This is a genomic window from Parabacteroides johnsonii DSM 18315, assembly GCF_025151045.1.
Taxonomy (GTDB): domain Bacteria; phylum Bacteroidota; class Bacteroidia; order Bacteroidales; family Tannerellaceae; genus Parabacteroides; species Parabacteroides johnsonii.
The window spans coordinates 1,640,310-1,662,945 of record NZ_CP102285.1 but is presented as its reverse complement, the minus strand read 5'-3'; the positions used below and the strand labels follow the sequence as shown (position 1 = coordinate 1,662,945).

Annotated in this window: 21 protein-coding genes; 18 read left to right on the top strand and 3 right to left on the bottom strand. The window is 45.7% G+C overall.

What is annotated here, in order from left to right:
• Positions 1–126 precede the first annotated feature (126 nt).
• A complete protein-coding gene (locus tag NQ564_RS06900; protein WP_227963237.1) occupies positions 127–2,445 on the top strand; it encodes an ATP-dependent helicase in 2,319 nt (772 codons plus the stop codon).
• 72 nt (positions 2,446–2,517) lie between these two features.
• Complete coding sequence (locus NQ564_RS06895) at positions 2,518–2,757, top strand: DUF6722 family protein (RefSeq protein WP_008149513.1); 240 nt, start codon at positions 2,518–2,520, stop codon at positions 2,755–2,757.
• 235 nt (positions 2,758–2,992) lie between these two features.
• On the opposite strand, the gene NQ564_RS06890 is transcribed toward NQ564_RS06895, so the two are convergent.
• The gene (locus tag NQ564_RS06890; RefSeq protein WP_008149516.1) at positions 2,993–4,312 is read right to left on the bottom strand and encodes a M56 family metallopeptidase; all 1,320 of its coding nucleotides are present in this window, start codon (positions 4,310–4,312) and stop codon (positions 2,993–2,995) included.
• Positions 4,313–4,332: 20 nt separating this feature from the next.
• Positions 4,333–4,692: a BlaI/MecI/CopY family transcriptional regulator gene (locus NQ564_RS06885; protein WP_005638199.1), complete on the bottom strand. Its 360-nt coding sequence runs from the start codon at positions 4,690–4,692 to the stop codon at positions 4,333–4,335.
• Between the two features lie 461 nt (positions 4,693–5,153).
• Between NQ564_RS06885 and nspC the strand changes: the two genes are divergently transcribed.
• From nspC to NQ564_RS06805, 16 genes are all read left to right on the top strand, one after another.
• Positions 5,154–6,293, top strand: coding sequence for a carboxynorspermidine decarboxylase (gene nspC / locus NQ564_RS06880; protein WP_129649933.1), 1,140 nt, complete (start codon positions 5,154–5,156; stop codon positions 6,291–6,293).
• Positions 6,294–6,416: 123 nt separating this feature from the next.
• Complete coding sequence (gene ftsY / locus NQ564_RS06875; RefSeq protein WP_005642931.1) at positions 6,417–7,370, top strand: signal recognition particle-docking protein FtsY; 954 nt, start codon at positions 6,417–6,419, stop codon at positions 7,368–7,370.
• A 20-nt stretch (positions 7,371–7,390) separates the two neighbouring features.
• Positions 7,391–8,686, top strand: coding sequence for a 30S ribosomal protein S12 methylthiotransferase RimO (gene rimO, locus NQ564_RS06870; RefSeq protein WP_008149525.1), 1,296 nt, complete (start codon positions 7,391–7,393; stop codon positions 8,684–8,686).
• A gap of 83 nt (positions 8,687–8,769) precedes the next feature.
• A complete protein-coding gene (locus NQ564_RS06865; RefSeq protein WP_005642933.1) occupies positions 8,770–9,060 on the top strand; it encodes an HU family DNA-binding protein in 291 nt (96 codons plus the stop codon).
• On the top strand, positions 9,053–10,321 hold the full coding sequence (locus tag NQ564_RS06860; RefSeq protein WP_008149528.1) for an HU family DNA-binding protein: 1,269 nt from the start codon (positions 9,053–9,055) through the stop codon (positions 10,319–10,321). The genes NQ564_RS06865 and NQ564_RS06860 overlap by 8 nt, the downstream gene beginning before the upstream one ends.
• 156 nt (positions 10,322–10,477) lie before the next feature.
• Positions 10,478–11,473 carry an AAA family ATPase gene (locus NQ564_RS06855; RefSeq protein ID WP_008149530.1) on the top strand — a complete coding sequence of 332 codons (996 nt, stop codon included), beginning with the start codon at positions 10,478–10,480 and terminating at the stop codon, positions 11,471–11,473.
• Positions 11,474–11,577: 104 nt separating this feature from the next.
• Positions 11,578–12,447, top strand: a complete 870-nt coding sequence (locus NQ564_RS06850; protein WP_008157604.1) for a DUF58 domain-containing protein — start codon at positions 11,578–11,580, stop codon at positions 12,445–12,447.
• Between the two features lie 9 nt (positions 12,448–12,456).
• Positions 12,457–13,473, top strand: coding sequence for a hypothetical protein (locus tag NQ564_RS06845; protein ID WP_008157607.1), 1,017 nt, complete (start codon positions 12,457–12,459; stop codon positions 13,471–13,473).
• A 1-nt stretch (position 13,474) separates the two neighbouring features.
• A complete protein-coding gene (locus NQ564_RS06840) occupies positions 13,475–14,461 on the top strand; it encodes a vWA domain-containing protein (RefSeq protein ID WP_008149537.1) in 987 nt (328 codons plus the stop codon).
• Positions 14,462–14,474: 13 nt separating this feature from the next.
• Entirely contained in the window at positions 14,475–15,494 is a 1,020-nt protein-coding gene (locus NQ564_RS06835) for a vWA domain-containing protein (RefSeq protein ID WP_008149539.1), read from the top strand.
• Positions 15,495–15,507: 13 nt separating this feature from the next.
• A complete protein-coding gene (locus tag NQ564_RS06830; protein ID WP_187368673.1) occupies positions 15,508–16,260 on the top strand; it encodes a tetratricopeptide repeat protein in 753 nt (250 codons plus the stop codon).
• A gap of 50 nt (positions 16,261–16,310) precedes the next feature.
• Positions 16,311–18,122: a BatD family protein gene (locus NQ564_RS06825; protein ID WP_008149542.1), complete on the top strand. Its 1,812-nt coding sequence runs from the start codon at positions 16,311–16,313 to the stop codon at positions 18,120–18,122.
• A gap of 4 nt (positions 18,123–18,126) precedes the next feature.
• On the top strand, positions 18,127–18,894 hold the full coding sequence (locus tag NQ564_RS06820) for a tetratricopeptide repeat protein (RefSeq protein WP_008157612.1): 768 nt from the start codon (positions 18,127–18,129) through the stop codon (positions 18,892–18,894).
• Complete coding sequence (locus tag NQ564_RS06815; protein ID WP_008153581.1) at positions 18,891–19,583, top strand: phosphatase PAP2 family protein; 693 nt, start codon at positions 18,891–18,893, stop codon at positions 19,581–19,583. The genes NQ564_RS06820 and NQ564_RS06815 overlap by 4 nt, the downstream gene beginning before the upstream one ends.
• 115 nt (positions 19,584–19,698) lie before the next feature.
• Positions 19,699–19,974, top strand: coding sequence for a hypothetical protein (locus tag NQ564_RS06810; protein ID WP_008153583.1), 276 nt, complete (start codon positions 19,699–19,701; stop codon positions 19,972–19,974).
• Between the two features lie 115 nt (positions 19,975–20,089).
• Positions 20,090–21,205 (top strand): universal stress protein, encoded by a 1,116-nt coding sequence (locus NQ564_RS06805; RefSeq protein ID WP_008157616.1) that lies wholly within the window; start codon positions 20,090–20,092, stop codon positions 21,203–21,205.
• A gap of 104 nt (positions 21,206–21,309) precedes the next feature.
• On the opposite strand, the gene NQ564_RS06800 is transcribed toward NQ564_RS06805, so the two are convergent.
• Positions 21,310–22,503 carry a glycosyltransferase family 2 protein gene (locus NQ564_RS06800; protein WP_039848182.1) on the bottom strand — a complete coding sequence of 398 codons (1,194 nt, stop codon included), beginning with the start codon at positions 22,501–22,503 and terminating at the stop codon, positions 21,310–21,312.
• Positions 22,504–22,636: the final 133 nt, after the last annotated feature.

The following is a 22,636-nucleotide window of genomic DNA, read 5'->3' as shown; positions in this document are numbered from 1 at the left end:
GCTTTACCCTTTTGGTAATCGGAAAATGTAAGGTGTTTATCGAAGCACGCAATATCGAGAACGATGACCTGGGGCAGGAAGGTAAATAAAAATTCGTACCTTTGTATCCTTAAAAATACAAGATACGTGGAAGAATATCTGAAACAATTAAATGAAAGTCAGCGCGAAGCAGTTGTCTATACCGACGGGCCTTCGCTTGTGGTAGCCGGGGCCGGATCGGGAAAGACACGCGTGCTGACCTATAAGATAGCTTATCTGTTAAGGCAAGGGTTGCCTCCCCAAAGTATTCTGGCACTTACTTTTACCAATAAGGCGGCACGCGAGATGAAAGAGCGTATCGCCTCCCTGACGGACGAACGGACGGCACGACGGTTATGGATGGGAACGTTCCATTCCATCTTTTCCCGTATTCTCCGTTCCGAGGCGGAGCGTATCGGCTATCCGTCCAATTTTACCATTTACGATGCGACAGATTCCAAAAGCTTGCTCCGTTCCATTATGAAGGAGATGCAGCTCGATGACAAAGTGTATCGGCTGGGAATGGTGCAAAGTCGTATCTCGAATGCGAAAAACGCGCTTATTACCTATAAGGCGTATGAGCAGAACAAGGAGTTGGTGCAACATGATATAGATTCGAAAGTCCCTTTGTTGCGTGAGATATATAAGCGGTATCAGAACCGTTGCCAACAAGCGGGGGCGATGGATTTCGACGATTTGTTGTTGCAAACGAACATCCTCTTCCGCGATCATCCGGACGTATTGGAGAAATACAGGAGCTTTTTCCAGTTTGTGCTGGTGGACGAGTATCAGGATACGAACTTTGCACAGCATCTGATCGTTCAGCGTTTGTGCGAAGTGCATCGGCGTATCTGTGTGGTTGGGGATGATGCGCAAAGTATCTATTCTTTCCGAGGAGCCAATATCGATAATATCCTGCAATTCAAGAACCAGTATCCGGGTTGCCGTATTTTCAAACTGGAACGGAATTACCGTTCGACACAGAATATTGTGAATGCGGCAAACAGCCTGATCCATAAGAACACGAAGCAGATCCAAAAAACCGTTTATTCGGAAAAGGAGGAAGGGAGCAAAGTCGCCATCTGTTCGTCCTATTCCGATTATGAAGAGGGATATGCTGTTGCCGGTAAGATTAACGATATGAGGATGCGGAATTATGATTATGCCGATTTTGCCATCCTGTACCGGACAAATGCACAGTCTCGCATCTTGGAAGAAGCTTTGCGTAAAAGGGGAATCCCTTATAAGATATACGGAGGTCTGTCTTTCTATCAGCGTAAGGAAGTGAAGGATGTCATCTCATATCTTCGCCTGATTGTCAACCCGCATGATGAGGAGGCCTTCAAACGTGTGCTCAACTATCCGGCTCGAGGGATAGGCGATACGACTCTCAATAAATTAATCGTTGCCGCCACTGATCATAACGTCAGTTTGTGGACCGTGTTGAACGATCCGATCGGGTACGCTTTGCCGGTCAATAATGGTACGGCAAAGAAGCTAAGTGATTTCCGGGAGCTTATTTCCGGTTTTATCGAACGTAATGTTAAACTCTCTGCCGAAGAAATCGCTGCAGCGGTGGTGAAGGAGAGCGGCATTGTCAGTGTCTTGTTTCAGGATCGTTCGGTGGAAGGGATCAGCAAGCAGGAAAACTTGCAGGAGTTATTGAAAGGCATTGCCGAGTTTTGCGAGATACGCCGCGAAGAAGGAGCGGAGCATGTATCGCTTGCCGACTTCCTGTCTGAGGTGTCGTTATTGACAGATCAGGATAACGATAAGGAAGAACAGGCAAACAAGGTGACAATGATGACGGTGCATGCAGCCAAAGGTTTGGAGTTCCGGAATGTTTTCGTTGTCGGGTTGGAAGAGGACCTGTTCCCTTCTGCCATGTCGAAAGACAATCCGAGGGCGGTGGAGGAAGAACGCCGCCTTTTCTACGTCGCTATTACCCGTGCGGAGGAAAATTGTGTGCTGACATATGCCAAAAGCCGTTACCGTAATGGCCAGAGTGCGATGTGTTCGCCCAGCCGCTTCTTGAGAGATATCGATACCAAATATATTTATGCGTCGGCAGATGTTGCTACTGATGGTTCATTTGCCGGCACCCGTCGTTCTTCGGCTTTTTCCTCTCCTTTCCGCCAACCGAAGGCAATGGAAGAAGACGCTTATGTCTCTCCGGTCGCTCAGGCAGTCGGACGGCAGGCACGTCTGACACGGATGGAAGCGGCTTCTTCGTCTCCCTCTTCTGTTTCGACGTCTGATCTGTCAGGATTGTATGTCGGGGCTAAAGTCCAGCACGATCGTTTCGGGGAAGGTGAGGTGACTGCCATTGAAGGAGAAGGCGGTAATGCGAAAGCAACCGTTTCGTTTGCCCATTTCGGTCAAAAACAACTGCTTTTGAAGTTTGCACGCTTGACAATTATCGAATAAATCGGCTGAATCAATTGATATTCCAGAATGAATCTCCTATCTTTGAGGCATTAACGAATAAAAGACTTAATTATGGGGAAATTCATGGAACAACAAGAGGCTTTGAAGGCTTTGAGAGAGATGAAAAGGGTTAAAAAAGAAGCGATGGCGAAGTATTTCTACGATTTATCGAAGTTGGCTTTTGCGGCAATGGTATTAGGAGGGATGGTTTCATTCTTTCAAGATGCAGATTTGAAGTGGGGAATCGTTATCGTATTGGGAATGCTGATGGCCATTAGTTTTTGTATAACGGGTAATAACTTATTAAAATAGTGAAATTATGGATGTAGCGATATTTTCATTCGGGTTAATGGCTGCTTTAGCCGTAGGTTTTTGTGTGTTTTTATATACACCGGCTGGCAAGCGCTGGAAGGATAGAAATTTATAAAAAATATCTCCCTCTTCGAGAGGAGCGTGGGGCATGTGATCTTCGTTTATCGCCTGGCAGCATTTTTGAAGATTGCATGCCTTTTTTTGTGTCCTGCTCAAAAAGGGAAATACTGTCAGGCTACTGCAATCGGTAAGTTAACGGGACCGTGTATTGTACGCGGACGGCTTTCCCACCTTTCATCTTTCCCGGAGTCCATTTGGGCATCGACTTGACAACCCGTAAGGATTCTTCGTCCAATGAGGGATATAAAGCCTGTGTCACTTTGGCGTTTGTAATACTTCCGTCTTTTTCGATAACGAATGTGACGACTACTTTTCCCTGTTTTCCCTGTTGCTGGGCTTCTGCCGGATATTTTATGCTTTTAGCAAGAAACTGCAATAATGCACTTTGCCCACCCGGAAATTCCGGCATGATATCACATGTGTCATAAATCTTGTCTTTTTCCGGTGGAAGCGGATTGGCTGCTTCCATTTTGGAAACAGTAGTGGTGGCGAGAACAGTCGGTTGTTGGATAACCTCTGCTACCTTTTCATTCAATACACGTGCCATCGCATCGATATTATTGAGCAATAGCAAGCCTGCGGCCATTAGAACCAGTGCCAGGTATTTCACTTTTCTGGCGTTGTTCGTCCTTTTTTTGTTTAACATAGTAATTCTCTTTTTAAGTGGTAAGACACTGAAATTGTTATATAAATTTGCAATAGCCGTATTGGGATGTTTTACTCCGATCAGATGGTACTGGTATTCTTTTTTGTCGAATCCGGCAAGCATGACCTGTTCATCTGCGATAAATTCATGGTTGATACCGATCTCTTTCTTTATCCACCAGGCAAACGGATTTATCCAGCAGGCGATACAGACGATTTCACTGGCCATCATGTCGATCGAATGCCATTGGCGGACGTGTGTTTGTTCATGGATCAAAATGTCATCAAGCTTTTCCCGTCGATGCGGATCGGGTGAAATGAAAATCCAGCCGAAAAAAGAGTAGGAGGCTTCCGCTTCCGGAAGGATACAAACTTCGGTGCCGTTCAAAGTGATTTTCCTACATTTCCGGTGTAAACGAGAAACAGTGAACAGCTCCGCCAGACACCTGGACAGCAACAGGCCGGCTCCTGCCAGCCAGATAACTTGCATAACCTTGAGTCCGGCTTCTTTCCAGTCGGAGGCGGCTATTTCATTGCTTGCCGTCAGGACTGTTTCTTTAGGTAGTAACCCCGAATAGTAGCCGACTATACCCGCTACGCTTGTCTGGGTGGACAACCAGCCGCTTAAATCCGGTAAAGGATAAAGGAATGCGATCAGGTAAATCGACAATAACACCCCTCTGCGAAGCCTGAAGAACGTATCGTCACGGAATAAGAGGCGATAACAGATATATAAAAATGCCAACGCCAGATTTACCTTTAGAAAATAGATAAGTATCGGAGTTATCATATTGATATCTTTATAATTGATTATTCTTCTTTTTCGATCTGGTCCATCAGGTCCTGTAAATCGCTTTTGGATAATTTACGGTCACGGACGAAGAAGGAAACCATTTCCTTATAAGAACCGGTGAAATAATTTTGTACGACATTCGACATGAAGGTACGCTTATATTCCGCTTCTTTCACACGTGGAGAGAAGAGGGTGATCGTTCCGAATTTTTTCGGGGTGACATACTTCTTTTTTTCAAGATTCCGGACCACCGATGCCACGCTGGTGTAGGGTGGTTTCGGATCGGGCATTTCGTTCAGTATGTCACGGATGAAACACGATCCTAATTTCCAGATATACAACATTACACTTTCTTCTTGTGCTGTCAGTCTTTCCATTGTCTTGTTGTTTTTGAATTTCAATTTACTATCTTTTCGCAAATCTACTTTATTTTAGTAGATGACAGCGTGCGTTTTGTTATAATAATTGTTAATGAAGAGGAAAGAGGCGTTTGGGAGGCCGTTTGCCTCCTTGCTTCCGGTATTGCGGAGAATAACGGGAAGAATATCTATTTTGAAATGTTAAAACATACAATAACCCCTCTAAAAGCAGTTGTTTTGCAATATATTGATAGTCAATGTTATAGTATGTGTTGGATTATTAAAAAATATTACCCTTGCGGGAAATTTCGTTTTCATGGGTATGAAAATCGATTTTCATGCTTGTGTGTTTCGATTTAGACTAACGGGTATTTTTCAGAAAAGTACAATAAGGGAGGAGGAGACAATAAGCCTCTCTCTTGTTTTTCGCTTTTTATTTAGTACCTTTGCACATATATACTAAATAGAATACTTACCGGATGATAGACTTCAATATGATACCATCCCCTTGTTATGTGATGGAAGAAAAATTGCTCCGCCGTAATTTATCACTGATCAAAAGTGTGAAGGAGAAGGCGGGAGTTAATATAATCCTGGCTTTTAAGGCATTTGCAATGTGGAAAGCATTTCCGATCGTGCGTGAATATATCCCGTATTCGACAGCAAGTTCAAAGTTCGAGGCCAGGCTGGCTTTTGAAGAGATGGGGAGCCGAGCACATACCTATTCGCCGGCCTATACGGAAGCGGATTTCCCGGAGATCTTGAGATACAGCAGCCATGTGACGTTCAATTCGCTCACGCAGTTCGAACGTTTCTATCCGATGGTGAAGGCAGACGGAAACCGGGTATCGTGCGGCCTGCGCATCAATCCGGAATATTCGGATGTCGAAACGGATTTGTATAATCCTTGTGCGCCGGGTTCCCGGATGGGAGTGGTCAGCGACCTTTTGGGCGACAAGTTGCCCGACGGTGTCGAAGGCTTGCATTTTCATACGCTTTGCGAGTCGAGTTCATATGATTTGGAAAAGACGTTGGGAGAGGTCGAAAAACGTTTCGGCCGTTTCCTGCCACATATCAAATGGTTGAATATGGGTGGCGGACATCTGATGACACGAAAAGGCTATGACACGGAGCATCTGATCGGTCTGTTGCAGTCGTTCAAGGCCAAGTATCCGAATCTCGAAATCATCATGGAGCCGGGAAGTGCATTTGCCTGGCAAACCGGGTTCCTGCTGACGACGGTGGTGGATATCGTGGAGAATCATGGCATCAAGACTGCGATTATAGATGCCTCTTTCACTTGCCATATGCCGGATTGTCTGGAGATGCCCTATAAGCCGGTGATTCGCGGGGCTATGGAGCCGGAAGAGGGGAAGCCGACCTATCGTATCGGGGGCAACAGTTGCCTGAGCGGCGATTATATGGGCGACTGGTCTTTTGAGCAGCCATTAAAAGTAGGTGATAAATTGATATTCGAAGATATGATCCATTATACCGTTGTCAAGACGACCATGTTCAACGGAATTCCGCATCCTTCTTTGGCTTTGTGGAGCAAGGAAGACCGGCTCGTGATGTACAAAGAGTTCGGTTACGAAGACTATAAGGGGAGAATGGACTGAAGCAATTGACAATTGACAATTAAAGAGTGTGACAAATAAAATTGTCAATTGTCAATTGTCAATTGTCAATTATTTAGTAATTTAGCGCACTCATTCAAAAGAAGAACAAAAATAAATTAAGGTATGGGTATTTTTAGCTTTTTCAGTAAGGAAAAAAAGGAAACTCTGGACAAGGGGTTATCTAAGACAAAAGAAAATGTATTTTCTAAGATTACCAGAGCCATTGCCGGTAAAAGCAAGGTGGACGACGAAGTCCTGGACAATCTGGAAGAAGTACTGATTACTTCCGATGTCGGAGTAGATACTACACTGAAAATCATATCCCGTATCGAAGACCGCGTAGCCAGAGACAAATACGTGACGACCAGTGAGCTGACAGCGATCCTGCGTGAAGAGATCGCTTCCCTGCTTACAGAAAATCATACGGAAGACCTGGAGTCGTTTACGGTTCCGGAAGACAAGAAGCCGTATGTCATCATGGTCGTAGGCGTGAACGGGGTAGGCAAGACGACCACGATCGGCAAACTGGCTTATCAGTTCAAGAAGGCCGGTAAAAATGTGTATTTGGGAGCAGCCGATACGTTCCGCGCCGCAGCAGTAGAGCAATTGGTGATTTGGAGCGAACGGGTAGGAGTGCCTATCGTGAAGCAGAAGATGGGTTCTGACCCTGCTTCAGTGGCATTTGACACGTTGAGTTCGGCAAAGGCGAACGGGGCGGATGTGGTGATCATCGATACCGCCGGTCGCCTGCATAACAAGATCAATCTGATGAACGAGCTGACCAAGATCAAGAATGTGATGAAGAAAGTGGTTCCCGATGCACCGCACGAAGTCTTGTTGGTATTGGACGGTTCTACCGGACAAAACGCATTTGAACAAGCCAAGCAGTTTACGGCTGCAACCGAGGTGAATGCTTTGGCGGTTACCAAACTGGACGGAACAGCCAAAGGTGGCGTCGTGATCGGTATTTCGGATCATTTCCGTATCCCTGTCAAATACATCGGCTTGGGAGAAGGAATAGAGGATCTCCAGGTTTTCAATAGAAAAGAATTTGTAAACTCCCTTTTCGGAGAATAAAGGGAGTTGTACCATAATATATGAGGAAAAATAAGGTAGATATTATAACACTGGGATGTTCAAAGAACCTGGTGGATTCGGAGCAGCTTATGCGCCAGTTCGTAGCGAACGGATATACCGTCGAACATGACCCCCATAAGATTAACGGTGAAATCGTTGTTGTGAATACCTGCGGTTTCATCGGAGATGCCCAGGAAGAGTCGATTAATATGATACTCGATCTGGGAGAGGCCAAGAAGAAAGGGAAGATCGGTAAATTGTTTGTCATGGGATGTCTTTCCGAACGGTTCCTGAAAGACTTGGAAAATGAGTTACCGGAAGTCGATCGTTTCTATGGAAAGTTCAATTGGAAAGAACTGTTGAACGATTTGGGTAAATCCTACCACCGGGAATTGGCTGCCGACCGTGTTTTGACGACTCCCCGGCACTATGCCTACCTGAAGATCGCCGAAGGGTGTGACCGCACCTGTTCGTATTGCGCCATTCCGATCAGTACGGGGCGTTACCAGTCCATACCGATGGAAGAAATCGAGAAAGAAGTCCGCCTGTTGGTGAAACAGGGTGTGAAAGAATTTCAGGTGATCGCCCAGGATTTGACCTATTATGGTTTGGATCTGTATAAACGCCATGCGTTGCCGGAACTGGTGGAGCGCATCTCCGATATTCCGGGAGTGGAATGGATTCGCTTGCATTATGGCTATCCGTCCCATTTCCCTTATGATTTGCTCAGGGTGATGCGCGAACGCGATAATGTCTGCAAATATATGGATATCGCCCTTCAACATATCAGTGACCCGATGTTGAAGAAAATGCGCCGTAACATCACGAAAGAAGAAACGTATGCCTTGATACGCCGGATGCGGGAGGAAGTTCCCGGCATCCATCTGCGTACAACCTTGATGGTCGGCCATCCGGGGGAAACCGAGCAGGATTTTGAAGAGCTGGTCGAGTTCGTAAAGGAAGCCCGCTTCGAACGTATGGGCGCCTTTGCTTACAGCCATGAGGAAGGAACCTATTCGTTTAAACATTATACCGATGATATCGATCCGGACGTCAAACAAGACCGGTTGGACTATCTGATGCGCATACAGGAAGGTATTTCGGCCGAAGTGAACGGCTCCAAGATCGGAAAGGAATTCAAGGTGATGATCGATCGGGAGGAAGACGACTTCTATGTCGGCCGTACGGAATTCGATTCACCGGAGGTCGATCCGGAGATTCTTGTTTCTAAAGAGAAGCCGTTGATCCCCGGAACGTTTTATAACGTACGGATTGACGATGCGCAGGCTTTCGACCTGTATGGAAGCGTACTTTAATTTGATATAAAAACTGCAAAGATGTTTGTCGGTTTACGAAAAAATAACTAATATAGCTGCATAATCTATTAATGGACGCGGATATGAAAAATAAGGAACTGGTTACTGAACTTGCCGCTCGTATGGGCTGGACTGCACAGGAAGTCGCCGAAACGCTTTCTGTCCTGAGTTCCGTCGTCAGTTCGCGTCTGGTAGACAACGACACCATCTATTTGCAGGGTTTCGGCCAATTCGAGGTGAAAAAGAAAGCGGAACGGATCTCGGTCAATCCTTCAAACGGCAAACGGTATTTAGTCCCTCCCAAGCTCGTTCCGGTGTTTAAACCCGGAACGACAGTCAAGAATAAACTAAAAGAATTAGGCGACCATGAATAACCGGCTGACGATACAGGATTTAGCCGGTCTGTTGGCCGAATATACAGGCAAGGACAAGAATAGTTCCGAGCGCTTTTTAAGGGAATTCATAGCGGTCGTATCGGAAGGTGTCTATACGGATAAGCTGGTAAAGGTCAAAGGTCTCGGCACTTTTAAAATTATTCCGGTGGAGAAGCGTGAAAGCATCCATGTGAATACGGGGGAACGTTTTGTAATCCCGGAACATTATAAGTTTTCCTTTCTGCCGGATAAGGAACTGCGGGAGCTTGTCAATAAGCCGTTCTCTTTTTTTGAAACGACCGAACTGGGCGAGAATGTCGATTTTACCGATATGGATATCGTGTCGGATGAACCGGAAATAAAAGAAACGGAAGATGAATCGGTCGAGGAGGTGATACCTGAAGAGAATCGTTTGCTTCAGGAAGAAGAGGCTCTTGATACTCCTGAAATCCAGGAAGCTTCAGAAGATATAGGAAGTCAGGGAGTCTCGGAAACTGATGAGGTGTCAGAAACTCCTGATATATTGAAACCTGCTGAAAGCCTTGAAAAAACTTCTGAAACATTTGAAGAAGCCCGGGAGATACCGGTAGTAGACCAACCCGTTTGCTCCGTTAAAGAAGAAGAGGATGAAGTAGCTCGCTATTCGGAAACAAGCGTAGGTGTGGATATGTCCCGGAATAAACTGAAATTGATTATTTGGGTGATTGTTATCTTTCTGGCCTGTTTTGGTCTTTGTTTGTCCTTGAATGTTTTCTTTTTTTCCAAAGAAGCCAAGGATATGCTTGATTTAAAAAAGAAAGTGGCTGTTTGGAAGAATCGTGCTGCTGTAGGAGATTCCATCTCTTTGAGGGAAGATACTGTTGTGGTCAGGGATGATGCCGCTCCTTTACCGGAAGACACGCTTTCTAAATTGCCGGATATGAGTTCTCCGGAAGCAGAAGAGCCTGTATTGGCTCCTCATGCCGGTTCACCGGATACGAAGGTAAAGTCTGAAACTGCTTCGCCTAAAGTCATTGCCCGTGTCAAGATCGAGCCGGGAAGCCGCCTGACGCTGATCTCGTTGAAATATTACGGGAGCAAATTGTTCTGGGTATATCTGTATGAATATAACAAAGCCATCATTAAAGACCCGAATAACGTGCCTATCGGCACTGTGATTGAGGTGCCTGCACCGGAAACGTATGGCATCGACCGTCGTGACCGTTCTTCCGTCGAAAAAGCCGCTGCCCGCCAGACTGAGATACTGAGTGGCAAACTGTAACGAAAACTCTCCCTTTTAAGTAAAATAAAACAAAATAGTTCTGCGCAGGTTAGTATTATTTAACTGCGAAAGTGCAGGATACGAATTTAACATTTCTAATTTTGTGCATCTTAAAAAAGCAAGTAAAAATAATAACAATATAATTGAAGAAAATCTATGAGTCAGACAGTAGACATTCGTGAGTTGAACGAGCGAATTGAAAGTAAAAGTTCGTTTGTGAACATGATTACGATGGGTATGGACCAGGTAATTGTTGGACAGAAACATTTGGTTGAATCGTTATTGATCGGTCTGCTTTCAGATGGCCATATCCTGCTGGAAGGTGTGCCGGGATTGGCAAAGACATTGGCTATTAAGACACTGGCATCATTGATCGATGCGAAATACAGCCGTATTCAGTTTACGCCGGACTTGCTGCCGGCCGACGTGATCGGTACAATGATCTATAGTCAGAAAAGCGAAGAATTCCAAGTCAAACAAGGTCCCGTCTTCGCTAATTTTGTATTGGCGGATGAAATCAACCGTGCTCCGGCAAAGGTGCAGAGCGCCCTTCTGGAAGCGATGCAGGAACGTCAGGTGACAATCAGCGAAAATACATACAAGTTGCCGTCTCCTTTCCTGGTAATGGCAACCCAGAACCCGATCGAGCAGGAAGGAACCTATCCGCTGCCTGAAGCACAGGTAGACCGTTTCATGCTGAAGGTCATCATCAACTATCCGAAGAAAGAAGAGGAAAAGCTGATTATCCGTCAGAATATCTCCGGAGTGAAGCCGGACATCAAACCGATCCTGACGAAAGAGGAGATCCTCGAAGCCCGCAAGGTGGTCCGTGAGGTTTATCTGGACGAAAAGATCGAACGCTATATCGTAGATATCGTGTTTGCTACCCGCTTCCCGCAGGAACATGGTTTGGCAAACCTGTCTAACATGATCTCTTTCGGTGCCTCTCCGCGTGCATCCATCAGTTTGGCGCTGGCCGCCCGTGCGTATGCCTTTATCAAACGCAGAGGGTATGTGATCCCCGAAGATATCCGTGCCGTATGTCACGACGTGATGCGTCACCGTATCGGTTTGAGCTACGAAGCGGAAGCCAATAACCTGACATCCGAAGAGGTGATCAGCGAAATTCTGAACAAAGTCGAAGTCCCCTAAATAGTTGAAAGTTGAAAGTTGAGAGTTGAAAGTTGCGTAAGCAGCCCGTTTTTAGCTCTCTTATTAACTTTCAACTTTCAACTCTCAACTTTCAACTGAATAATATGGAAACAAGTGAACTATTAAAGAAGGTTCGACGGATTGAGATAAAGACGCGTGGCTTGTCCCGCAATATTTTTGCAGGACAATACCATTCTGCGTTCAAAGGGCGTGGTATGGCGTTTAGCGAGGTGCGCGAGTATCAATACGGAGATGATATCCGCGATATCGACTGGAACGTGACCGCCCGTTATGTCCGCCCCTACGTGAAGGTGTTTGAAGAAGAACGGGAGCTGACGGTGATGTTGCTGATCGACGTGTCGGGGAGTAGGGACTTTGGTTCTGTGAATGTAATGAAGAAAGAAGTCATTACGGAGATCGCTGCGACATTAGCCTTTTCGGCTATCCAGAACAACGACAAGATTGGCGTGGTGTTCTTCTCCGACAAGATCGAGAAGTTTATTCCTCCCCAGAAAGGGAAGAAACATATCTTGTATATCATTCGCGAACTGATCGACTTCCAGCCGGATAAAAAGCAGACCAATATTGCACAGGCATTGAAATATCTGACCAATGCGATCAAGAAGCGCTGTACGGCTTTCCTGATCTCCGACTTTATCGACAAGGATGGTTTCAAGGATGCCTTGACCATCGCCAACCGCAAACATGACGTGGTGGCCATACAGGTGTATGACCGCCGCGAGACGGAATTACCGGCTGTAGGGTTGATGAAGATCAAGGATGCGGAGACCGGACAGGAACGCTGGATAGACAGTTCTTCCGCCCGTGTACGGGCCGCCTACAAGGAATGGTGGGACCGCCGGCAGGCTGCTATGAGCGATTCGTTTAAGAAATGTCGTGTCGATTCGGTCTCTGTCCGTACGGAAGATGATTATGTGAAAGCATTGATTGCTCTTTTTGACAAACGTAATTAAAGCAAACAAATGAAATTAATAAAGAAAAGCATTCTGTTACTTGCACTTGCCGGTGGAACGTTCCTGTCCGGCGGGAAAGCGTATGCGCAGCAGGCACTCGTTGACGTCCGTGTCGATTCTGCTGCTATACTGATCGGAGAGCAGACTGTTTTACATTTGACGGTAACGACAGACAAAGATAAGGCCGTCCAGCTTGTCATCCCGCGTGACACGTTGATGGCAGGAGTGGAGGTGCTGGAAATTCCGAAAGCGGACTCCACCTTGATCGAAAACGACCGCCTGCTGATCAAGCAGGACTTGCTGGTGACCTCTTTCGACTCTTCCCTTTATCTGTTGCCTCCATTCATGGTGATCGATGGGGCGGATACCGTTTACTCCAACCAGGTGGCCTTGAAGGTGTCGACAGTTCCTGTCAATGCTGACAAACCGGAGGAGTTTTACGATATCAAAAGCGTCTGGAAGCCGCCTTTTGTATTGGCCGATTACTATCCCTGGATATTCGGCGTGTTGCTGACTCTGTTCCTGATTTGTGTGGTTGCCTACGTGATCAAACGTATGCGTAACCGTCAATCCATCCTGCCGTTCAAGAAGCCGGAACCGAAACTTCCGCCTCACGAACAGGCGATCAAGGAACTCGACGAGATCAAGCAGCAGAAACTCTGGCAACAGGGGCGCAGCAAGGAGTATTATACCTTGATTACGGATACGTTGCGCCGTTATATTGTGGATCGTTTCGGTATCAATGCGATGGAAATGACTTCCGGTGAGATACTTGATATCATCCGCAAGCAGGAAGAAGCGACTTCTGTCTATGAAAGCCTGAAACAGATCATGCAACTGGCTGATTTCGTGAAGTTCGCGAAGATGAATCCGCTGCCCGATGAAAACGATTTGAGCTTGATGAACGCTTATTTGTTCATTAACCAGACGAAGGTGGAAGAGATTCCCGTTCCCGGAGAAGGTGAAAAGGTGGAAGGTGAAGTAAAGCCTGTAGAAAAGAATGATTCAAATATAAGTAAAGAATAAGATGATATTTGCAAATCCTACATATCTGTATTTGTTATTATTGCTGATCCCGATGATCGGATGGTACGTCTACAAACTGAGCAAGAATCAGGCAAGTTTGCAGGTATCGTCTACGGAAGGTTTCGATGCTCCGGGAGCAAGCTCCTGGAAAGTCTGGCTCAGGCATGTCCCTTTCATCTTGCGTATGGCGGCGGTGGCTGTCCTTATCGTGATATTGGCGCGTCCGCAGTCGACCAACAGTTGGCAGAACTCTTCGACGGAAGGCATCGACATCGTGCTGGCAATGGATATCTCGACCAGTATGATGGCGCAGGACTTGAAACCGAATCGTCTGGAAGCGTCCAAAGATGTGGCGTCCGCTTTTATCAACGGCCGTCCGAACGATAATATCGGGTTGGTCGTATTTGCGGCGGAGAGTTTCACGCAATGTCCGTTGACGACGGACCATACGGTCCTGTTGAACCTCTTCAAGGATGTCCAGCCGGGTATCATCCAGGATGGGACGGCGATCGGTCTGGGGTTGGCGAATGCTGTCAGCCGTATCAAGGACAGCCAGGCCAAGTCGAAGGTTATTATCCTGTTGACGGATGGTGTAAACAACCAGGGCGAGATCGCTCCGGTGACGGCTGCCGAGATTGCCAAGACGTTCGGCGTACGTGTTTATACGATCGGTGTCGGAACGCAGGGCAAGGCGCCTTATCCGTTCCAGACCGCTTTCGGTGTCCAGTATATGGATGTCGATGTGGAGATCGACGAACCGACTCTGAAACAGATCGCAGCTACGACCGGCGGGCAATATTTCCGTGCGACGGACAACGCCAGTCTGAAGGAGATCTATTCGGAAATCGACAAGATGGAGAAGACAAAGATCAGCGTACAGGAATATAGTAAAAAGCAGGAAGAGTACAAGAATTGGGCGATCCTGCTGTTCTCACTGTTGCTGGTCGAGATATTATTGAGAAATACATTGTTAAGAAATATACCGTAAATATAAAAGGCTTATGTTTCGTTTTGCACATCCGGACTTTTTATACTTGTTCTTCTTGCTTCCCGTACTGGTTGCATTCTATGTGTATGCAATCGTCTTGAAGAAGAAGGCAATAAAGAAATATGGTAATCCTGAATTGTTGGCAGAGTTGATGCCGGAGGTTTCTCCCAAACGTCAGCATCTGAAGTTTTGGCTGTTGTTCGGAGCCATTACGATGGTTATCATAGTTATGGCCGGGCCACAGTTCGGTTCCAAACTGGAGACAGTGAAGCGTCAGGGAGTGGAGATCATGGTTTGTCTGGACGTATCCAATTCGATGTTGGCGGAAGATGTTTCGCCCGATCGTTTGTCCAAAGCCAAACAGATGTTGTCCAAACTGACCGACGGCTTTTCGAATGATAAGGTCGGACTGATCGTTTTCGCAGGAGATGCTTTCACGCAGCTCCCTATCACATCCGATTATGTCTCGGCCAAGATGTTCCTTTCATCCATCAACCCGTCGATGGTGTCGACACAAGGTACGGCTATCGGGGCTGCCATCAACCTGGCTGTACGTTCCTTTACGCCGAGCGAGACATCTGACAAGGCGATTATCCTGATTACCGATGGTGAGAACCACGAAGACGATGCCGTGAAAGCAGCTGCCGCAGCAGCAGAAAAAGGTATTCATGTAAACATTGTCGGTATGGGCGACCCGAAAGGTTCTCCGATCCCGGTGGACGGTAGCAACAACTACATGAAGGACAAGGATGGAAATGTGGTGATCACGAAACTGAATGAAGAGATGTGCCAGGAGATTGCGGCTGCCGGTCATGGGACGTATGTCCGGGCCGACAACACCAATTCTGCGCTTCGTGCACTTCAAAAAGAGATCGATAAGATGAATAAATCGGAACTGGACAGCAAAGTCTATTCGGAATATGACGAACGTTTCCAGACGTTTGCCTGGATTGCATTGATTCTGCTTTTGGTGGATTTCATGACGCTGGATCGCAAGAACCGTATATTCAGAAAAGTAAAATTATTCTCTTAATGCTATGGATAAGATGAAACGTATGCGAAAATCGATTATATGGATGGCGGCATTTATGTTCTGTTCTGGAGCCGTGTTGGCCCAGAAAGCGGAGCGTAAGAATGTGCGGGAGGGGAATAAACTTTATGAGACGGAAAAGTTTACCGAGGCAGAAATCGCCTACCGGAAAAGCTTGGAGGTGAACCCGCGTTCATCCGAGGGGACTTATAACCTGGGGAATGCCTTGTATAAACAGAAGAAATTTCCTGAAGCTGCCGAGCAGTACCAGCTGATAGCCGGACAGGGGGAGAAGATGATTGAAACGCCCGAAGGCAAAGCTCGCTTGGCGGAAATTTATCATAATGTCGGAAATATTGGCATGCAGAGCAAAGAGTATGCCAAAAGTGTCGAAGCTTACAAACAATCTTTGCGCCTGAACCCGAAAGATGATGAGACACGTTATAATTTGGCTTTGGCACAAAAATTGTTGCAGGATCAACAGAATCAGCAGAATGAAGATCAAAATCAGGATCAGAACGAGGATAAGAAGGAAGATCAGGATAAACAGGATCAACAGCAGCAGAATCAGGATCAGCAACAACAGCAGGATGATAAGAAGCAGGATAAGACACAGGAGCAACAACCGCAACAGCAAGAACAGATGAGCAAAGATAACGCTCAGCAGATGTTGGATGCCTTCCTGCAGGATGAAAAAGACACTCAGGAAAAGGTGAAGAAAGCGCAGGCTCAACAGCAACAGCGCCGTCGCACGGATAAAGAGTGGTAGTTGACAAATTAAGAATTAAGAATTAAAAATTAAAAAATAAGGATTGAGGAATGAGGAAATTAGTTTTCTTATTTGTTCTCTTTGCAACTTTCGGAGTGGTAGCCAGAGCGGCGGATGTAACGTTCAAGGCTTCTGCTCCGGAAGCTGTTGTTATGGGAGAAACTTTCAGATTGTCGTACACGGTGAATGCGGAAGGTAAAGATATACGTGTACCGGAAATACCGGACTTCGAGGTATTGATAGGTCCGTCTACTTCCACAAATATGAGTACCCAGATTATTAACGGTAAAATGACAACCGAAACATCATTGACGTTTACCTATATCCTCCAACCGAAGAAAGAGGGTACTTTCAATATCGCACCGGCAACAATCAAGGTCAAAGGCGCTAATTACACGTCTAACGCATTAGTGATAAAAGTGCTTCCTCCCGATAAGGCGGAAGAGGCAACCAAAGGTGGTTCGACCGGTACCGGAATCAGTAAGGACGATGCTTTTCTGACAATCGATGTTTCTAAACGGAATGTGTATGAACAGGAAGGCATTTTGGTTACGTTTAAATTGTATGTAAGAAAAGATATCGGAGGGATTGATCAGCCTAAGTTCCCCGAATTTACGGGTTTTCTTGCCCAAGAGGTAGAGCTGCCGCAAAATAAGCAGCTGGTAATGGAAAACTATAAGGGAAAGAATTACGGGACTGCTATTATAAAACAAACGGTGTTGTATCCTCAGCGTTCAGGGAAGATTACGATTCCTTCCGGGAAATTGGATATTGTTTTGCGTGTGCCTGGACCGGCCAGACAGAGAACCAGCGTATTCGACGATTTCTTCGGTTCTTCGTCTTATATAGATGTAAAGAAAGAACTGACTACTCCCCCTGTAACAATCGATGTTAAACCGTTGCCGTCGGGTAAGCCGGCTTCATTCTCCGGTGCGGTAGGTAATTTTACAATGACATCCAGCATCAGTTCCAATAATGTAAAGACAGACGATGCTGTTACTGTGAAGGTGAAGATTTCCGGTAATGGAAACATTAAACTGATAAAGAATCCGGAAGTGGCTTTCCCGAACGATTTCGACGTGTACGATCCGAAGGTGGAAGTGGACATCAAGACTACTACGGCTGGATCTTCCGGTACGAAGACGATCGAATATATGGCGATCCCGCGTTACGCAGGTGATTTCGAAATTCCGGCTGTCGCATTCTCTTATTTCGATACCAAAACAGGTTCTTATAAGACGATTACATCCGAACCGTACAAACTGCATGTAGAGCAGGGTAAGGGGGGAGGAACATCTCCTGTCGTTTCTAACTTCAGCAATAAGGAAAGTGTTAAATACTTGGGTAAGGATATCCGTTACCTGAAGGTGAACGACATTCATTTCGTTCCGAATAATGAACTGTTCTTCGGTTCATTCATGTACTATATGTGCTATCTGATCCCGGCAATCCTATTCGTTGTCTTCTTCTTCATCTACCGTAAGCAGGTGAAAGAGAATTCCAACTTGGCATTGGTTCGAACGAAGAAAGCTAATAAGATGGCGGTAAGACGTTTGAAAAATGCCGGCAAGCTGATGAAGGAAAACAAGAAAGAAGAATTTTATGACGAAGTGCTTCGTGCTTTGTGGGGCTACCTGAGCGACAAGTTGAGTATCCCGCAGGCCAACCTGACAAAGGATAATGTCGAAACGGAACTGGCGAAATATGGTGTGGACGACGCTTTGATCAAAGAATTTATGGATATCCTGAACACTTGCGAGTTTGCTCGCTATGCTCCGGCACAGGCTTCGGATGCGATGGATAAGTTATATGAACTGACAGTGGATGCCATTGGCAAAATGGAAAATACAATTAAAAAGTAACGCGATGAAGATGAATATAAATATGAAAAAGATCGTATTCTTTCTCCTGGTTCAATTTGTTGCCATAGGAGCGTTTGCTCAGGAGGCAGCGATCAAAGAAGCGGAAGTTGCCTATACGAAAGAAGATTATGGCAAGGCTATCGAACTCTACGAAGGGCTTCTGAAGACTCATGGTGAATCGGCCGAAATTTACTATAATTTAGGGAACGCTTATTATAAGGAGAACAAGATTGCTCCGGCCATCTTGAACTATGAGCGGGCTTTGCTACTGGATCCGGGGGATGGGGATATCCGTTTCAACTTGCAGTTGGCACGTCAGAAGTCTGTCGACAAGATCGAACCGGTGGGCGATTTCTTCCTCCACCGTTGGTTCGACAAGGTTCAAAATATGGGGGCTGCCGATTCATGGGCGCAGACCGGTATCGTTTGTTTTATCCTTTTTATCGGCTGCCTGATCCTGTTCTTCTTCTCCAAATGGATTCATTTGAAAAAAATCGGGTTCTATTTGGGGCTGGTATTCTTGGTGTTGGTCATCTTTGCCAATATCTTTGCCGGGAACCAGAAGGACGAGCTGGTAAACCGGAAGAGTGCAATCGTGTTTGCTCCAACAGTGACAGTGAAAAGTTCTCCCGATGCAAGTGGAACCGACTTGTTTATTCTGCATGAAGGAACAAAGGTTTCTATCAAAAGCAAGTTGGGAGACTGGAATGAAATAGAAATGGAAGATGGAAATGTTGGATGGATGCCGAGCAAAGACATTGAAGTTATATGATTGAAAAAATACTAATTTACGAACGCGATGCGTTCTTTGCGCTTAACGGCAGCGACTCTGCTTTTCTGGATCGTTTTATGTGGATTTTCACAGGAAAGGCAGTTTGGCTGCCGTTAGCCTTTTTGATTCTGCTGGTTTTGATTTATAAAAAGAACTGGCGCGAGTCGTTATTGGTTCTGTTGGCGATCGTATTGGTCGTTACGCTGTGCGACCAGTTTGCCTCTCATGTCTGTAAGCCTATTTTTACCCGTTTCCGTCCGACTCACCATCCTGATTTTATGGACCAGGTGAAAATTGTTTTCGGATACCGGGGGGGACTTTACGGGTTTATCTCCAGCCATGCTGCGAACGCTTTCGGTTTTGCGACTCTTATGGCATTGATCATGCGGGATAAACTGTTTGGCTGGACGATTTTTTTCTGGGCGGTTCTTACCGCTTATACGCGGGTTTATCTCGGAGTCCATTTCATTTCGGATATCGTGCCGGGTGCCGTTTCGGGTGTGTTCTTCGGTTATCTGGTCTACAAGCTCTATTCTTTCGGCCGTTCGAAGTTATTTCCTGTGGAGGTGAATAACCGGGAACCGCTGTATTCGAAAAAACGTATCCGTCTCATTGTCTATGCAATATATGTGACGATCCTTATTATTATCATTTTTAATGTACCGCTTGCGGCTTGCCTGCAAAAATGATACATGTCGTAAAGCATATTTATTTACACGGAATAATTTTGTCGCTGTAATTTATAATGACTAAGTTAGTGGCACGAAATAAAACAAAGTAATTAACCTTCAAAATAAGGAAGCCATGACAAAAACTATTACATTTAATGAACTTCGCAGACTGAAAGACAGTCTGCCTGACGGAAGCACTCACCGTATTGCTGATGAGCTGGGAATCTCTGTTGAAACAGTTCGCAACTATTTCGGTGGGCATAATTTTAAAGATGGCAAAAGTTGTGGAATACATATTGAACCGGGACCTGACGGAGGTTTAGTAGTATTGGACGATACCACAATATTCGAACGTGCTTTGCAGATACTCGCTGAAAACGAAGAAGTATCGGAAGCACAGCAAGCGTAAAGAAATTCATTTTACAAAGAAATCCCATAGCTGAATCTAAAAAGACGCTGTGGGATTTTTTGTTTACTCAACATTTAGTGATTTCCGATTGTTTAATTTATAAAAACACACGAGTATGGAAGATAAATTAGTAACGTTAGCGATTCACACGTTCGAGAAAGCCCAGATTCTCAAAACGATGCTTGAAACAGAGGGGATTGAAGTCTACATACACAATGTAAACCAAATCCAACCGGTAGTTTCGGCTGGTGTACGTGTGCGAATTAAAGAAAGCGATCTGCCTCATGCCTTGCGTATCATCGAAGACAGTAAATGGCTTAACGAGGATGCCGAACAAGAGGAAAAAGCCGGTCCACAGGAGAAGAAGATATTGATACCGATAGACTTTTCCGACTATTCTGTCAAAGCGTGTGAATTGGGAATCAACTATGCCCATAAAGTCGGAGCCGAAGTGATGATCATGCACGCTTATTTCAGTCCTTATTTCCCGTCTGCTATTCCGATGGGCGACACGTTGGCTTACCAGGTGAACGAGGAAGAGACGGCACAGAATGTCCTGAAGCGTGTCCAGATCGATATGGAAAACATCTGTACGTTGATCAATCGCAAGATGCACTCTGGTGAACTTCCTGAAGTGAAATACAATTATGTTCTCCGTGAAGGTTTGCCGGAAGAAGAGATCATCGCCTACAGCAAGGAATACCATCCGTCATTAATCGTGATGGGAACTCGCGGAAAGAGTCAGAAAGATCTGGATCTGATCGGTAGCGTCACGGGTGAAGTGATCGAGGTGAATAAGGTTCCTGTCTTGGCTATTCCTGAAAATGTGCCTTTTGAAGATTTGAGCGAAGCTAAAAATATAGCGTTTGCCACTTCCTTCAATCAGCGTGACTTGGTGGCGTTCGATGGGTTTATGGAAATCATCAAACCGTACAATGCCCATATCCACTTGTTTAATATTTCGACAAGTAAGAACGAATGGAATGAAATACGTTTGACAGGAGTCAACGAGTATTTCAAGAAGCAATACCCGGAGGCCCATATCACCCACACGGTGCTGGCCGATGGCGATCTGTTATTGGCAATCGAAAAGTTTGTGCGGGATGAACATATCGACGTGATAGCACTCAGTACCTATCGACGGAATATCCTGGCACGCATGTTCAACCCTTCTATCGCCCGTAAGATGTTGTTCCATACGGACACACCGTTGCTGGTCATGCATGCATAAGCCATAGTGATCTGAAACAGTCGGCATCTACTGCTGACTGTAGAGGATATGGAACACCCAGATGAACGAGATCCCTAAATCTGCGTTCATCTGGGGTGTTTTTATTATAGGGTGGACGGTCCCCTTTTAGCCTTGCTCCAAGCTCCATTTCCCTTGTTTTTGTGCAGGTAGAAGAATCCCCGAATAACATTTATATTCATAAAAATAAAATAGTAGGGGATAAATAGCAGTTTATTACGCAGGTTCCGCTGTTCCATTTTGTAACCAGCATAGGCGGCAGTGTAAAACAGCAGTTGCAGGACGAATATCCCTATGTAGAAAGGACTTCCTGACAGAGCGAGGACAAAATTTGCCGGCAATAGTAGGAAAAGCATTAATGGGGTAAGCGTCCAACGCAATACACGGTGGCTGACATACTGGAAACTAAGTGTGCCGTAGCGGAAAATATTGAACAGGCCTTTAAGACGCCAGACCGATTGCAGGCCGCCGGCTGCTATTCGTATTTTCCGTTTCTCTTCTTCTTTCATGTTCAGGGAAGCAGTCTCTGTAGCATAGGCTTCCTTGCAATAGGCTATCTTATAACCTTTGGCGGCAATGCGGAGGGAAAGGATGAAGTCGTCTAACAAGGTATCTGCCGGCATTTGTTCGAATAGACAGGTTTGTATGGCGAAAAGTTCCCCTGCCGCACCGACAGCTGAATAAAGCCGATCGTCCAAATCTTTCAAAGCCGATTCATATCTCCAATAGATGCCTTCTCCGGCGGTCGCCCCTTGGGCTGATTGAGTATCGACTCTCTTTTCTCCTGCCACACATCCGACTTCGGGATTTGAAAAACTATGGACGATCTCTTTTATGGCATCTGTATTCAGCATTGTGTTGGCATCCGTAAAAACGACATAGGGTGTCGAGACATATTGCATTCCCCGGTTCAAGGCGGCTGTTTTGCCTTTCCGTTCGGGATTGAAGAGGACGGTGGCATCTTCATAGGCTGCCAGCCGTTCGTTTGTGAGGTCGTTTGATCCGTCGGTCACCCATACGATATGTAGTTTGTCGGCTGGATAGGAGAGACTCCGGCAGTTTGCCATCTTTTTCGGGATAATGTCTTCTTCATTATAAGCAGCGATGAAGAGCGTCACGTCGGGCAGGGGGACTGGGAGAGCCCGGATATCCTCCTTCTTAATTGTTTCTTTGATACGTACCAGAAGGTATAACAGGATTCCATAACCGATATAAGTATAAAAGACGATGAATAGTCCGAACCAAAATAAGAAGACGAAGAGGGAGTATATTTGTTCCATGCAGTTTTTTGTATAAATTATATTATTCCGAGTGTTGCAAATGTACTTAATTTTTCTTCCATCCCTCATGAATAGAAGAATAATATTTTTAATAGTATGTAATAATCAATATATTTTGGATTTTACTGAAAAC

Bases quoted from the DNA above. Each gene is read 5' to 3' on its own strand.
- NQ564_RS06895 (WP_008149513.1), top strand. From the start codon at position 2,518: ATGGGGAAATTCATGGAACAACAAGAGGCTTTGAAGGCTTTGAGAGAG.
- NQ564_RS06890 (WP_008149516.1), bottom strand. From the start codon at position 4,312: ATGATAACTCCGATACTTATCTATTTTCTAAAGGTAAATCTGGCGTTG.
- NQ564_RS06885 (WP_005638199.1), bottom strand. From the start codon at position 4,692: ATGGAAAGACTGACAGCACAAGAAGAAAGTGTAATGTTGTATATCTGG.
- nspC (WP_129649933.1), top strand. From the start codon at position 5,154: ATGATAGACTTCAATATGATACCATCCCCTTGTTATGTGATGGAAGAA.
- ftsY (WP_005642931.1), top strand. From the start codon at position 6,417: ATGGGTATTTTTAGCTTTTTCAGTAAGGAAAAAAAGGAAACTCTGGAC.
- rimO (WP_008149525.1), top strand. From the start codon at position 7,391: ATGAGGAAAAATAAGGTAGATATTATAACACTGGGATGTTCAAAGAAC.
- NQ564_RS06865 (WP_005642933.1), top strand. From the start codon at position 8,770: ATGAAAAATAAGGAACTGGTTACTGAACTTGCCGCTCGTATGGGCTGG.
- NQ564_RS06860 (WP_008149528.1), top strand. From the start codon at position 9,053: ATGAATAACCGGCTGACGATACAGGATTTAGCCGGTCTGTTGGCCGAA.
- NQ564_RS06855 (WP_008149530.1), top strand. From the start codon at position 10,478: ATGAGTCAGACAGTAGACATTCGTGAGTTGAACGAGCGAATTGAAAGT.
- NQ564_RS06850 (WP_008157604.1), top strand. From the start codon at position 11,578: ATGGAAACAAGTGAACTATTAAAGAAGGTTCGACGGATTGAGATAAAG.
- NQ564_RS06845 (WP_008157607.1), top strand. From the start codon at position 12,457: ATGAAATTAATAAAGAAAAGCATTCTGTTACTTGCACTTGCCGGTGGA.
- NQ564_RS06840 (WP_008149537.1), top strand. From the start codon at position 13,475: ATGATATTTGCAAATCCTACATATCTGTATTTGTTATTATTGCTGATC.
- NQ564_RS06835 (WP_008149539.1), top strand. From the start codon at position 14,475: ATGTTTCGTTTTGCACATCCGGACTTTTTATACTTGTTCTTCTTGCTT.
- NQ564_RS06830 (WP_187368673.1), top strand. From the start codon at position 15,508: ATGAAACGTATGCGAAAATCGATTATATGGATGGCGGCATTTATGTTC.
- NQ564_RS06825 (WP_008149542.1), top strand. From the start codon at position 16,311: ATGAGGAAATTAGTTTTCTTATTTGTTCTCTTTGCAACTTTCGGAGTG.
- NQ564_RS06820 (WP_008157612.1), top strand. From the start codon at position 18,127: ATGAAGATGAATATAAATATGAAAAAGATCGTATTCTTTCTCCTGGTT.
- NQ564_RS06815 (WP_008153581.1), top strand. From the start codon at position 18,891: ATGATTGAAAAAATACTAATTTACGAACGCGATGCGTTCTTTGCGCTT.
- NQ564_RS06810 (WP_008153583.1), top strand. From the start codon at position 19,699: ATGACAAAAACTATTACATTTAATGAACTTCGCAGACTGAAAGACAGT.
- NQ564_RS06805 (WP_008157616.1), top strand. From the start codon at position 20,090: ATGGAAGATAAATTAGTAACGTTAGCGATTCACACGTTCGAGAAAGCC.
- NQ564_RS06800 (WP_039848182.1), bottom strand. From the start codon at position 22,503: ATGGAACAAATATACTCCCTCTTCGTCTTCTTATTTTGGTTCGGACTA.